Origin of the sequence: Bradyrhizobium cosmicum (assembly GCF_007290395.2) — a bacterium.
In the GTDB taxonomy this organism is placed as follows: domain Bacteria; phylum Pseudomonadota; class Alphaproteobacteria; order Rhizobiales; family Xanthobacteraceae; genus Bradyrhizobium; species Bradyrhizobium cosmicum.
This window is the reverse complement of record NZ_CP041656.2, coordinates 2,942,911-2,955,687: the sequence shown is the minus strand read 5'-3', so window position 1 is coordinate 2,955,687 and position 12,777 is coordinate 2,942,911. Positions and strand designations below refer to the sequence as shown.

At 64.4% G+C, this 12,777-nt stretch carries 15 protein-coding genes; 7 read left to right on the top strand and 8 right to left on the bottom strand.

From position 1 onward, the window contains the following. Nucleotides 1-4: 4 nt before the first annotated feature. A complete protein-coding gene (locus FNV92_RS14045; protein ID WP_015685263.1) occupies nt 5-550 on the top strand; it encodes a response regulator in 546 nt (181 codons plus the stop codon). Between the two features lie 30 nt (nt 551-580). Then, entirely contained in the window at nt 581-1,159 is a 579-nt protein-coding gene (locus tag FNV92_RS14040) for an Hpt domain-containing protein (RefSeq protein ID WP_015685262.1), read from the top strand. Nucleotides 1,160-1,294: 135 nt separating this feature from the next. On the opposite strand, the gene FNV92_RS14035 is transcribed toward FNV92_RS14040, so the two are convergent. From FNV92_RS14035 to folE, 4 genes are all read right to left on the bottom strand, one after another. Next, on the bottom strand, nt 1,295-2,470 hold the full coding sequence (locus tag FNV92_RS14035) for a DUF2336 domain-containing protein (RefSeq protein ID WP_143845966.1): 1,176 nt from the start codon (nt 2,468-2,470) through the stop codon (nt 1,295-1,297). A 155-nt stretch (nt 2,471-2,625) separates the two neighbouring features. After that, nucleotides 2,626-3,687, bottom strand: coding sequence for a lytic transglycosylase domain-containing protein (locus FNV92_RS14030; protein ID WP_143845967.1), 1,062 nt, complete (start codon nt 3,685-3,687; stop codon nt 2,626-2,628). Between the two features lie 186 nt (nt 3,688-3,873). Next, complete coding sequence (gene hisI / locus FNV92_RS14025; RefSeq protein ID WP_143845968.1) at nt 3,874-4,296, bottom strand: phosphoribosyl-AMP cyclohydrolase; 423 nt, start codon at nt 4,294-4,296, stop codon at nt 3,874-3,876. A 29-nt stretch (nt 4,297-4,325) separates the two neighbouring features. Beyond that, nucleotides 4,326-5,015: a GTP cyclohydrolase I FolE gene (gene folE / locus FNV92_RS14020; protein ID WP_143845969.1), complete on the bottom strand. Its 690-nt coding sequence runs from the start codon at nt 5,013-5,015 to the stop codon at nt 4,326-4,328. Nucleotides 5,016-5,255: 240 nt separating this feature from the next. Here folE and FNV92_RS14015 point away from each other — a divergent pair, with 240 nt between their 5' ends. Then, nucleotides 5,256-5,711: an iron-sulfur cluster assembly scaffold protein gene (locus FNV92_RS14015; protein ID WP_015685257.1), complete on the top strand. Its 456-nt coding sequence runs from the start codon at nt 5,256-5,258 to the stop codon at nt 5,709-5,711. Nucleotides 5,712-5,778: 67 nt separating this feature from the next. Here the strand turns inward: FNV92_RS14015 and FNV92_RS14010 are convergent, their stop codons facing one another. Next, on the bottom strand, nt 5,779-6,675 hold the full coding sequence (locus tag FNV92_RS14010; RefSeq protein ID WP_168213724.1) for a COG3904 family protein: 897 nt from the start codon (nt 6,673-6,675) through the stop codon (nt 5,779-5,781). A gap of 242 nt (nt 6,676-6,917) precedes the next feature. On the opposite strand from FNV92_RS14010, the gene yidD reads away from it, so the two are divergent. Together yidD and FNV92_RS14000 are read left to right on the top strand one after the other, a co-directional pair. Continuing rightward, on the top strand, nt 6,918-7,256 hold the full coding sequence (gene yidD, locus FNV92_RS14005) for a membrane protein insertion efficiency factor YidD (RefSeq protein ID WP_143845970.1): 339 nt from the start codon (nt 6,918-6,920) through the stop codon (nt 7,254-7,256). Nucleotides 7,257-7,347: 91 nt separating this feature from the next. Then, nucleotides 7,348-7,560 carry a hypothetical protein gene (locus FNV92_RS14000; RefSeq protein ID WP_143845971.1) on the top strand — a complete coding sequence of 71 codons (213 nt, stop codon included), beginning with the start codon at nt 7,348-7,350 and terminating at the stop codon, nt 7,558-7,560. Here the strand turns inward: FNV92_RS14000 and FNV92_RS13995 are convergent, their stop codons facing one another. Together FNV92_RS13995 and FNV92_RS13990 are read right to left on the bottom strand one after the other, a co-directional pair. Next, on the bottom strand, nt 7,561-8,775 hold the full coding sequence (locus tag FNV92_RS13995) for a hypothetical protein (protein WP_143845972.1): 1,215 nt from the start codon (nt 8,773-8,775) through the stop codon (nt 7,561-7,563). Between the two features lie 2 nt (nt 8,776-8,777). Beyond that, nucleotides 8,778-10,145 carry an APC family permease gene (locus FNV92_RS13990; RefSeq protein WP_143845973.1) on the bottom strand — a complete coding sequence of 456 codons (1,368 nt, stop codon included), beginning with the start codon at nt 10,143-10,145 and terminating at the stop codon, nt 8,778-8,780. 364 nt (nt 10,146-10,509) lie between these two features. Between FNV92_RS13990 and FNV92_RS13985 the strand changes: the two genes are divergently transcribed. Together FNV92_RS13985 and FNV92_RS13980 are read left to right on the top strand one after the other, a co-directional pair. Beyond that, nucleotides 10,510-11,811 carry an alpha/beta hydrolase gene (locus FNV92_RS13985; RefSeq protein WP_244623699.1) on the top strand — a complete coding sequence of 434 codons (1,302 nt, stop codon included), beginning with the start codon at nt 10,510-10,512 and terminating at the stop codon, nt 11,809-11,811. A 169-nt stretch (nt 11,812-11,980) separates the two neighbouring features. After that, nucleotides 11,981-12,307: a GrlR family regulatory protein gene (locus FNV92_RS13980; protein ID WP_143845975.1), complete on the top strand. Its 327-nt coding sequence runs from the start codon at nt 11,981-11,983 to the stop codon at nt 12,305-12,307. Nucleotides 12,308-12,324: 17 nt separating this feature from the next. Here the strand turns inward: FNV92_RS13980 and FNV92_RS13975 are convergent, their stop codons facing one another. After that, nucleotides 12,325-12,711, bottom strand: a complete 387-nt coding sequence (locus FNV92_RS13975) for a hypothetical protein (RefSeq protein WP_143845976.1) — start codon at nt 12,709-12,711, stop codon at nt 12,325-12,327. Nucleotides 12,712-12,777: the final 66 nt, after the last annotated feature.

Below are 12,777 nucleotides of genomic sequence, written 5' to 3'. Positions count from 1 at the left end.
CGTCATGTTCCGCATCGATTTCAACAAGCTGCGCTTCCTCATCTGCGACGACAATCCGCACATGCGCCGCATCCTGCGGACGCTGCTGCATTCGTTCGGCGCGCGCGAAGTCTACGAGGCCGAGGACGGCGCCACCGCGCTGGAAATGTACAGCCATTACGTGCCCGACATCGTCATCGCCGATTGGGCGATGCCGATCTTCGACGGGCTCGAGCTCGCGCAGATGATCCGGCAGCCGGAGTCCAAGGGCAATCCCTACGCGCCGATCATCATGCTGACCGGTCATTCCGAGAAGCGCCGCGTCACGGTCGCGCGCGATGCCGGCGTCACCGAATTCCTGGCCAAGCCGATCTCGGCCAAGGGTCTCTATCAGCGCATCCTCAACGTCGTCGCCAGTCCCCGGCCCTTCATCAAGACCAAGACCTATTTCGGTCCGGACCGGCGCCGCAACACCAGCTCCGCCTATATGGGTCCCGAACGCCGTGTCGGAGAAAAGCACGAGGTGCTGCAGCAGCCCTCGCTACTCGACAAGGCGCGCTCCTCCATCTAGCGCAACGTCTCACTCGATCGGGCAGACATCATGGCGAAGAACAGCGCAAGGGACATCGAGGTCACGGCCTTCGCCACGCATCAGGTCATCACGCAACCCAATCCGCTGCGGAAAGTCTTGCGCCGGGTCGATGACAAGGACATGGACGATCCGGTCGCCCGCGCCGAGCAGGCGCTGGCGGATCTCTCCGGCGAGTTCAAGGGCTGGATGGCGACCGAGGTCGACCGGCTGACTGCCGCCTACGCCGCCATCTGCAATGACGGCTTCACCAAGGCAAGCCGCGACGAGCTGTTCCACGCCGCCCACGACATCAAGGGCGACGCCGCGACGTTCGGCTATCCGGAAGCGGCGGGGATCGCCGAGAGCCTGTGCCGCGTCATCGAGCACGCGCCCGACCTCGCACGGGTGCCGGCCGAGCTGTTCACGCATCACATCAACGCCATCCTCGCCATCGTGCACGAAAACACCAAGCTCGACAGAATCAGCGTCTCTGCCGAGCTCCGCCGCCGCCTGCGCAAGGTCGCCGACGACTATCTTGCCGACGTCAACCGCGATCGCCCCGAGCATCTCGAGGTGATCCTGGCGCCGAGCATCGTGCCGGCGGAGTAAGGTTCAGCTTTCTCCTCGTCATTGCCAGTGCAGCAAAGCAATCCAGACTGTCCCGGCGCTCGGACTCTGGATTGCGTGGCTGCATTCGCAATAACGGCGTTTGTGTTTTCTGGCCCGCCCTATCGCCGGCTTTGATCACGCGGCAATCAGATCTTCATAAGCCGGATCGATCGCATCGTCCGCGACCAGCTCGTCGCAGAACAACCTTGCCTCTTCGCGCGCGGACTCCGTGGCGAAGCGGCGAAGCAGGACCATCAGCGGCTCGGTGACGCCGCGGTCGGTCTCGCAATGGGTGAGCACGCGCTCGACCATGCGCCGGCGCAGCCGCACCGCGCCGTCGTCGCTGTCGACGAAGCCCTGCTCGTGACATGCATCGAGCGCGACCTGGAATGCCGCAAAGGTCGCTTCGGGCAGACCGGCGCGGCGGAGCAGCGCATGCAGACTGTTGCCGCCGCGATCGTGCAGCAGCGCAGACACGCGCGCCCGGGGCAGATCGGCGAGTTCGGCAAGCGACGCGTCGAACAGGTCGAGATTGCTCGACAGCAGCGCACGCAGGATCAGGCCAGCGGTGAGCTGGCCGGTGATGCGCAGGTGCCGCACCAAGCCCTGCATGTCCTCGCCGCGCGAGCGCGCCGCAATGTTCATGGTGGAGCGGTCGCGCGCCTCCGCCGCGATGCGATCGGCACGATCGGCGCTCAGCCAGTTCCGTGCCACGACGAATTGCGCAAGGGTTTCGGAGAGTTTTGCCACCAGCGCCGCGCGCGTAGCGGCCGGCAGATCCTCCAGCACCAGCATCGCCTCGCGGATCGCGGCGAGATGACCGTGACGCTCGACTATGCGATCCCAGGAGAACGGCGCGAGCTCGGCATGGGAATTCTCGATCAGCTCGAGCGCCGCCGCCGCGCAGCCGACTTCGGCAATGGCGGCGCACACAGATACCGGCAGCGCGATGCGGCGGGCGACCGCGCACTGCACCTCGTCATTGCCGGTCGCGACGAGATCGACCAGATCGGCATCGATCAGGAGCGGAGAATGTTCGAGCACGGGCAGCGCCACGGTCGGCTGATCCGCCGACAGTGCCCGCACGATTGTCGCGGGCGCCTCAATGCTGCGCGCAAAAGCCTCGGCCATCGCCTGCCGCACCAGCGGCGAGGGATCGTCGAGCAGCATCAGCAACGCGCCTTCGGCCGCGACGCGGTCGTCGTGAGAAAGGTCCGAGATCAGCCAGGCCCGGGCCAATGCCCGTGTCGCCTCGGCCCGCTCGCCTGCTGGCGCCGTCCTGATCCAATTGATGAACTGCCGAACGATCATGGTGCTTCCGGCTTACGCAACGAAAAGACGAAGCGGTGACGGCTTGTCACCTGCAACACAAAATAAACCACGACGCTTAACAAAGCGTTCACCATAACTGGCTGGTTTTGTTGATGATTTGTTAAGGGAACAGAGGCGGCCCGCCGGCCGGAAGATCAGCTGCTGAAGGTGCCGCTGCGATCGCTGAAGAGATCGAGCGGTTGCGGCGGACGTACGTCGGGCGTCGCCGACGCGACTGACGTGAGCGAGGCGTTGTTGCCCCACAATTTCTGCACCGTGGTCGAGACCGGCTGGGTGGCGTCGCCAGGCTGGTAGATCGAACGAAACGCCGGCGTGGCCGGCGTATTGTCCGCGACCGTCACTAACGATGTCGCGCTCACCGGCGTCACCGCGCGTGTATTGGGGAAGGTCTGGAGATAGGCGGCATTGTCGATCACCGGCGCAGTCGGCTGCACGCCATTGGCGCTCGCAACCTGCGTCGTCGACGGTGTGCCGCCATACATCGCCATCGCGCTGCGGGTCGTCCTGGAATTCGCGGCGCTGGCGTAGCGCGCGTCCAGCACCGAATAGACTTCGGAGACGCTGCGGGCACGGCCGTCCTTGGCATAGAAGATCGAGCGGTTGGCGGATGCCGCATTGGGAAACAACCGCGCGCCGACAGCTTGCGGATTGTCTTCGGCATTGGCGATCAGTTTCGCGGCGCCACCGACGCCCATGAAATGCGCCATGTAGAGTTCGCTGTCGGACGGCCTGCGGCCGAGCAGGCCCGTGAGCTTGAAGCTGTTCGACTGCGTCAGCGCGGCGGCCATGCTGGAGGCAGCCTCCGGATCGTCGCGCAGCTTCATGATCGACCGCTTCATAGCGGGATCGTCGACCGTGTAGGTGCCCGACGACGTCCTGGTGATCGCGTCGGAATAATTGCCGTAGCCAAGCTGTGTGCCCGCCTCCTTGACCGTGCCGAGCCAGGTCTGGTCGATGAACTGGTAGAGCCCATGCGCGGAGGATGTGGTGGCGCCCGCAGCCGGATCGAAATCCGATTCCATCTTGGCCGTGGTCAGCATGTACTGGAAGCTGACGCCGGAAATGTTCGAGGCCTGCTTGATCGCACCGGCGACACGCGCCCGCGACGGATCGAGAACCGCCGTCTGCGAGGCACTGGAATTGTCGACCGACATGATGGAGTACCCGCCCCGCGCGGCGTTGAGCGGCGCCGGCAATTCGGACGCCCTGTCGTCTCACCGTGGGACAGCTATGGTTAATGCGGGGTTAATCCGGCGGTGCGGCTCCTCCACGGGTCAATCCGGGACGTCCCGAAGCGATAAGCCCGAACTCTATCCAGCCGCACGTGATGCCGCACAACGGATTCCGGGCTCGCGCTGCGCGTGGCCCGGAATGACGGAGGGCTACTTCTTATAAACAGCGTCCGGATCGAACAGCCTGTCCGCATTGACGAAGACGAGCTTCGCCCCGCCGCCCTCGGCCTCGACCTTGCGGTAGAAGCAAGACCGCCGGCCGGTGTGGCAGGCCGCGCCGATCTGCTCGACGCGAAGCCAGACCGCGTCCTGGTCGCAATCGGTACGGATCTCGACCACGCGCTGGGTCTGACCCGAGGTCTCACCTTTTCGCCACAAGGCATTGCGCGAGCGGCTGAAGTACCAGGCCTCGCCGGTGGCAATCGTCTTGCGCAGGGCCTCGTCATTCATGTGCGCGACCATGAGCACGTCGCCGGTGGCGACATCGGTCGCGACGCAGGTCACGAGGCCCGCGGCGTCGAAACGCGGCCGGAAGGCCAGGCCTTCCTCGATCTCATGGGAGTGAGCGGACACTGGCGTTCTCGCCTAGAGCGTTAGCGAGGTCAGCGCGTGCCTCGCACCAGGGACAGGAAACGGGCCTGCTCCGCCGGATTGTCGCGGAACATGCCGGTGAAGCGGCTGGTGAAGGTGGAGGCGCCATGCTTGGCGACGCCACGCACCGACATGCAGGTATGCTCGGCCTCGATCAGCACCGCAACGCCCCGGGGCTTCAGGACCTCGTCGATGGCCGCGGCGATCTGCGCCGTCAGATGCTCCTGGGTCTGGAGCCGGCGGGCGAAGATGTCGGTCAGGCGGGCGAGCTTGGACAGGCCAACGACGCGTTCCACCGGCGTATAGGCGATATGCGCCTTGCCGTAGAACGGCATCATGTGATGCTCGCACTGCGAGGTGAACTCGATATCGCGCACCAGCACGAAATCGTCATAGCCCGCGGTCTCGCCGAAGGTGCGGTCGAGCACCTCGGCCGGGCACTGGTGGTAACCTTGGTAAAGCTCGTCGAAGGCCTCGACCACGCGGCGCGGCGTGTCGAGCAGGCCCTCGCGCTCGGTGTTCTCTCCGATATAGGCGAGCAGCGTCTTCACCGCCGCTTCCGCCTCTGCGCGCGCCGGGCGCGGCTGGTCGGCGCGGACGGCGGCCGCGAGGAATTCGGCGGGATCGAGCTCTGCCGGGCGGCTTTCGGGCTGCTTGTCGGCGGGCTTGCCCGGGCGGATGGATTTGATCGCAGCGTCCATGTCTACTCCGTTCGACGGCCTCATGGCCGGAGTGTCACCGGCAGACGGGGCGGCATGCCGCCGGACGCCTGAAGAGAACAGTATTAGCGAAAAGGTCCTTGGCTCATTACGCCAGCCGCGCAGATCTGGATCACCGCTGCCGCACCGCTGGACTGTTTTTCCGCCAGTTCCGCTCCTATATAGGACCCTGGACGGCGCCCGCCAAGGCCGATCCGGTACGGAAGTGTTGGACTCCATCACATGCTCAACGACATCTACAACAAGCGGATCATCGAGCTGGCCGGGAATATTCCGCGCCTCGGACGACTCTCGGACCCCGACGCGAGTGCCACCGCGCACTCCAAATTGTGCGGCTCGACCGTGAAGATCGACCTCAAGATGGAGGGCGACACCGTCACCGACTTCGCCCATGACGTGAAGGCCTGCGCGCTGGGACAAGCCTCTTCATCCATCATGGCAAGTCACGTGGTCGGCTCGACTGCGAGCGAACTCCGTGAGTTACGCGAAACCGTTCGCAAGATGCTGAAAGAGAATGGCTCGCCTCCTGTAGGTAAATGGGAGGAAATCAAATTCCTCGAGCCGGTCCGCGACTACAAGGCCCGACATGCCTCGACCCTGCTGACCTTCGATGCCGTGGTCGATGCCATCGGTCAGATCGAGGCGAAGGCCAAGCAGCCCGCCGCCGCTCAAGGCTGATTCAGGGCTCAAGCGGTCTTGGCCACGCGCCGGCGCACGAATCCCGAACGACAACCTGCGGGACGTCCTACTTCTGGGAGCCTGCGCTCTGCACCGCGCCGGTCGGTACCACCGCCTCCGCCGTCTTGGTCGATTTGAGGGGCTGTTGCTCCTGTTCCACGCCAAACCTCGCCTGCGTCTTCGGCGCGAGCTCCGCCACCGCGGGCGCGGCGACGTCCACATGCGGTAGCACGTCGGCCACCAGATTGGTCGTCACGAGATTGGTGAGCTTCAGCTCGGCTGCGTCCAGCTCGTGCAGATCTTCCCACGGCGGCACGCTGAGCGCGAGCGACAGCAGGTCGCCGGCGCCGCCCATGTCAAAAGTATATTTGGCAAGCCGGCCGATGTCGCGCTCCACGATCATCAGGTCCTGCGCGCTGTAGCTGGCTGCCTTGGCATCGTCGGCGCGGTCGCCCATCCAGATCTGGTGGACCCGCACACGCGCCGCCGCCGGCACGTAGCGCGTCTTGCCGGCGAGCAGCAGGAACACGCACATGGATTCGCAATAGGCTTCGGGCGCGACTGCCGGACGGGCCGACTGGGCGCCGCGGTTCTGAAGACTAATACCGACGGTGGTCGAAAGGCCGAGATTGCGGAAGCGTCGGCCGAGGGTGATGGCGTCGTTGACGGAACCGCCGCTGGAGTCGAGAACCACGGTGGCGCCGCCAAGCTGGCGCTCGCGGGCAAACTCTTCGAAGTCCTTGGGTGTATCTGCGGTGATGATGCCCACCGCGCTGACCCAGCCGCGGCAGTTCGGCTCGCAGACAACCCAGTTGAACTTCATCGGCAGCTTGCGCTCTTCGAGCGTAGCACCTGCCCGAGCCGACGATCCAAAGGTCGTGACGGCGCCCGCCAACACGACCCCACAAGCGGCGGCTCCCACCAGCAGCCAGCCGCGAAGATGAAGCGACTTCAGAAGTTTCAAACTGGTCCCTTCCCCAAGCCCCAAGCGTTAAGCCCAAGCCGATTCAGGCAATCCCCGTTCAGACGTCCCACGAGTGTACACATGGACGTCACAAAAATGGTATCCGGGGGAATACAGATCGTCCATAGGTACTTGCTGCACTGCTCCCTGAAATCAGACAAAGTATGGCGCGCGCACAACAGCTCGCTGTTCCCTGCGCCGGAACCGCGCAAAATCGCGCACAGGATCGCAGCACGGCGCACATGAAGCATCCAACCTGCGAGCATTGTTCCACTCCCATCGAGGGCGCGCTGCGACTGCCGCGCAGATTCGGACGCGCGCTGATCTGGCTCTACCGGCACACGCTCTCACCGCTGGTCGGCTACAATTGCCGCCACCTGCCGACCTGCTCCGTCTATGGCGACGAGGCGATCGAGCGGTTCGGGCTCTGGGCTGGCGGCTGGATGACTCTGGCGCGCCTGCTCCGCTGCAATCCATTCGGCACGTCGGGCATCGACAACGTGCCTCTCACCGCGCCGCAAAGCGCGCGCTGGTATCTGCCCTGGCGCTATGGCCGCTGGCGCGGGGTGAACGCCTCCTAAGCATGCTGCAGTGCTTTGCGCATCACAGCCTTGATCGGAACCGGAACTTTCGCCTCGCGTTGTTCTGTTGCTCCCCAGGGAGGAAACAACAATGCGCTGGAAAATCAGCCCTCATTTGTATGTCAGGTTTGGTCCGCACCCCAGGTTCAGTCCGCGGGATCACGACCCCAGAACCATCGACATGCTCGCTATCATCGCGCTGCTGGCACTCGTCCTCGGCTCCGGCTGGTATCTGGCGACGAGCCTTGCCACGCCGCCGAGCACGACGGCGTTCATCGTGCCGAGCCAGAGCGTGCACTGGTAGCTAGCGGAACCAGAAGAAACGTCCGGGCGACGGCGGGACCGTTTCGGGCGGTCGTGGCCGCTTCGGGCGCGGCGGCTTTGGCGGCGGCTCGGCGGAAGATGTCGTCTCCGCAACCGGTGCGATCTCGCTTCCCGGCACCCTCACCGACAGCAGCAAGTTCGACTCGTGCATGCGCCAGCGATAGCCGACGCCAAAATCGATCGGCTGAGCTCGGGTGAACAGTTCGGCGTAGCGCTCCTGGTAGCGGCCGGGGAATTCCCCGATCGGCCCGAGATAGCGGCCAAACGGAAAGAACCGCCATTGCCGCGTATTGTAGTTCGCAAGCGGAATGCCGGAATCGTCCTGGACGATGGTGGCGCTGTTGGCGAGCAGCCAGTCGCGAACGACGGTGAAGTTGCCCGAGTGAAGCAGATAGGACGCGCTCTTGATCAGGCTGTTGCCCGGTCCGAGCGTCTCGCAGAACTTGAGGAAGCCCGCCGCACGCGCGCCGGGATTGGAGAGGTCGGTCGAGAAATAATACAGCGTGCGCGCTTCGCCATCGCTGCCGGCGAAGGTGATGCGGACGCCGCGCGTGGCATTCGGTCCCGGATTGTCGTTGCCGGTGTGCATCCCGCCCTTGTCGTCGAGCGCGACCATCTCGACGTTGCGGATGGTCTTGCCGGAGCGGACGAGGAAGACATAGAGGATCGGCAAGGTCCCGTTGACCTGGTTGGCATGCAGGTCGACCTTCATCTGCTTGGTGATGAAAAAGGAGAAGCTCAGGATCGAACCGAGCGAGCGCTCGACATTGTAGAGCGCAGCGCCGACCGAGCCGCGCGGCAGGTTCGTCAGGTCGGGCACGGCGCCGACCGGCTCCAGCGCGCCCAGCACGTAGGTGCTGGCCTTGGAATAGAAGGCGTTGGCGTAGAGGAAATCCGGGCCGCTGAACATGTAGAACATGGTCGGCCGCGGCGCGGCCAGGTTGACGTCGGCCCAGTTGCGGATCTTGGAAATCTGCCGCTGCTCGAGCTGGGCGAAGGCGCCATCGAAGAATTTTGCGTGGCGCTGCCAGCCCGAATCCTGGGTGAGTGGCACCAGCGGCGAGTCCGCCGAAGGCTGCATGCCCGCGAGGAAGCGCGCGGTGTCATCGAAGGTCACGTCGGCGGCGCATGTGGACGAAACGGCCGCAGCCAGCATCGCAACAGCGACGGCCGCAATTCTCAGGGGTCGAACCATGTCTATTCGCGATTGTGTGACGTGCCAGCGGCGACCGGCCGCCTGCGGAAAACAGCATAAATCAACAGGCCAGCGAGCATGACCAGCATCCCCGACAGCGACTGAACCAGCCGCTCGGTCAAAAGGTAGTACATCATGAACCCGGTCACGAGCAGGAAAACCAGCGGCGTGAACGGGTATCCCCAGGCGCGATAGGGCCGCGGCAGATCCGGATCGGTGATGCGCAGCTTGATGACGCCGGCGACGGTGAAGAACGAGCAGAACAGCAGCGCGAACTGGATGAAGTCGAGTACCGCCTCGAAGCTGCGCGTGAACAGCAGCAGATTGGCGACAGCCAGCTGGAACAGGATGGCATAGGCCGGCGCGCCGCTCACCGACCGCTTCGAGAACACGCGCAGGGCCGGAATGTCCTCCCCCATCGTCATCATCACGCGTGGGCCGATCCACATCATCGCGCTGATCGAGGAGATCAGGCCGAAGCAGATCATCGCGCCGACGATCCGGCCGCCGAGGCTGCCGAAGATGGCGGTGCCGGCGACGCTGGCGACGTCGAGCTGGCCGGCAAGCGCATTGACCGGCGTGGAGTAGAGAAACACCGCGTTCAGCGCGACGTAGAGCACCAGCACGATCAGCGTGCCCGCGAGCAATGCGCGCGGCAGGTCCCGCTGCGGCATGTTCATCTCGCCGATGATGTAGGTCGCGGCATTCCAGCCCGAGAACGAGTACATCACGAAGACGAGGCCGATGGCGAACGGCGCGCTGACGATGTGCGCGAGATCGCCCGGTTGCGGCGTGAAGGCGATCGGCTGCAGCACGCCGATGATGAAGCCAGCGACCAGGAAGGCGACGATCAACAGGACTTTCAGGATGGTCGCGACGAGCTGGAAGGTCGAGGAGTGCCTGACGCCGGTCAGTTGCACGAGCGAGACCAGCCACACCACGCCAATGGCCAGCGGAATCGGCGGCAGACCCGGGACGACCGATTTGGCGTACTCGCCGAACGCCATCGCCGCGAGCGCGACCGGCGCCGCAAAACCGACCGTCGCCGAGACCCAGCCGGCGAGAAAGCCGAAGGCGGGATGATAGGCACGACCTAGGAAATTGTACTCGCCGCTTGAGCGCGGAAACATCGCCCCCAATTCGCTGTAGGAGAACACCCCGCACAACGCGACGATGCCGCCGACGGTCCACAACAACAGGATCGAGAAACCGGACGGGATGTCCTTCACCTGGAAGCCGAGGCTGGTGAAGACGCCGACCCCGATCATGTCGGCGACGACGATGGCGGTGGCAACCAGAACGGAAACCCCGGACCCGCTCCCGGTCAGCCGCCCGGTCCAGGGCGCGGGTCCCGCATCTGATGCCGTCATCGGGGTCCTCAACCTCAGGCGTTACGCCTCGTGGGAGCATCGTGCAGTTTGGTCCAGTCAATTCAAGCAGGGTTAACAAGGGTTAAATGAGGCGAGCAAAATAGGTATTTTGGCACCCATTATGCACTGCCGTGGGCAATAAACGTGCGTAAACACCGGAAAACCCCGTCTCCCTCCCCCACAATCAGGACACGATTACATGGTCCTTTTGACCGTTCCGGATGTGGGGAAGTTTCTCCGGACACTTAACGTCGCCTAAACGCCGGTCGGCTCAATTGTCTTGATCATGCCGATGGACGTGACTTGGATCGTGACGTGGGGTCATGGGTGGATGGTCGGGGCCGTTCCGAAATTGAGAGCTGACATGCGCGCCGACCGGACGACGTCCGGTTCGCGCGGTCGTGCGCTCCGGATCGGTCTGATCTCAGCCTTCGTGCCGCTGTCCTTGACGCTGGTTCAATGCGGGAAGGCGCCCGATCCGGCGGCGCTCGCGGCGAACTCGCAGGCTAATGTCCAGGTCGTCAATCAGGTCGTCACCAAGACCAACCCGCAAGCCGCCAAACAGCAAGTCGCAAGCGGCGACACGTTCGAGGATCGCTTCCCCGCCCCGCAGTTCAGGGAACGTTTCCCGTCGGCGAGCGAGGGTTTCCTGCAACGGCAAATGTCGGACTTTTCGCCGAAGCGCGCCGTGCAGCAACAGCCGGAACAGGCGCCCTACAAGGTCGCTTCGCTCGCGCCGCAGGTGCCCTATCAGCGTCCGCCCCGCGAGGACCTGACGACGCTCGTCAGCATGAAGTCGTCGGCCTTCCCCTATTTCGGCAACAACCCCGCCTCCGAGGCGCCCTTCCTCAACATCGCCAAGGGCGACCGCCGCGGCCACCGCAGCTACTCCGGCCGCGTCTACTGGCAGGACGAGACCTACGGCGACAGCCGCGTGCTGATGCACGTGCCCGAGCATTTCGACGTGCGCAAGCCCGGCGTGATCGTGGTGTTCTTCCACGGCAATGGCGCAACGCTCGAGCGTGATGTGCGCGACCGGCAGTTGGTGCCGCAGCAGATCACCGATTCCGGCGCCAACGCCGTCCTGCTTGCGCCGCAAATGGCGGTCGATGCCGCCGATTCCAGCGCCGGAAAATTCTGGCAACCCGGCGGCTTCAAGCGCTTCATGGCCGAGTCGGCCGACCACCTCGCCCGCGTCACCGGCGATCCCAACAGTGCACGCGCCTTCGCCAACATGCCGATCGTGATCGTCGGCTATAGCGGCGGCTTCCTCCCGACCGCCTGGAGCCTCGAAGTCGGCGGCATCAGCGACCGCGTCCGCGGCGTCGTGCTGCTCGACGCCGTCTATGGCGAAATGGACAAGTTCGCCTCCTGGATCGAGAGCCACCGCTCCAGCTTCTTTGTCAGCTCCTACACCCGCTACACCGCGCGGCGCGACCGCGAGCTGATGAGCATGCTTCGTCAGAAGGGCATCAGCGTCTCCGAAGACATGGACGGGCCCTTGCGTCCCGGCAGCGTGGTGTTCGTCGAAACCGGCGACGGCATCACCCATCGTGACTACGTCAACCGCGCGTGGACCCAGTATCCGCTCAAGGACGTGCTGGTGAAGATGTCGGCAACGCCAGCGCTGGCGCTGACGCGCGTGGCCGCTGCATCGAGCCGCTAGGCCCGATATTGCGCCAGCCGGCATTTAACCGCGCTGCCTGCAATTCTCTCACGCGTTGATCAAAATGTGATGTTGATGGCCGACATCCCCGGGAGCCACCGGATTGTTTCCGCTGGCAACGCACATAGTTTGCCGCCGAGTTGCAGCTGGCATTCTGCGGGGACAGGTCGTGCGTCAAGGACTGTACAAGGTCGACTTCCACACGGTTCATGGAACCGGTTGCGGTGTCATCTATGCGATCGACGGCAAGATGCGCGGCGGCAATTCCGCTTTCGCATTCATCGGCACCTACACCGGCGAAGGCGACCGCATCAAGGTCAAGATCTCGACCCAGCGCTACAACGACGACCCGTCCTTCAAGGCGCTGTTCGGGCACGACAGGGTCACGCTGACGCTCGCCGGCGGCGAGGATGGCGACACGGCGGAATTCGAAGGCACCGCACTGCAAGTGCCGGGCGTTGCCTTCAGGGCCGTGCTGAGCCGGATCAGCGACTAACCGTCCGGCTTCAAACGTCAGGTCTTGGGCAGCTTTGGAATGCTTTCGGCAAAGCCATTGAAGCAGGCCAGCCGCTCGTCCTCTTCCTTGAAGAAGCGGCAGTCGGCGTAGCCCTTGGCCTTCGCCGGCTTCGGCTTCGGTGTCGGCGGGATGATCGCGTCGTAACAATTCAGCCGGTCCTTGGTGCCGTCGTCGAGGTCGAGGCAGGCCTGGAGCCGCGCCGCGATCGATTGCGGCTTGCCCTTCGGCGCCGGAGTTGACGTAGCCGCCGCCTTGGTCCCGGCCTGAGCCCCCTTGGGCTTGACCTGCACCAGCGGCTTGTCCCCCACCATCGGTGGTTTGTCGGTTTGCGCGAACGCGGAGGCTGAATAGAGCACCGCGGCAACCGCCAGAATCATCCTCATCTCAGTCAACTCTCTTTGGTCCCCATGCCTCGCCTTCTAGCGCTCTGACGCGCTATTTGCCAAGCG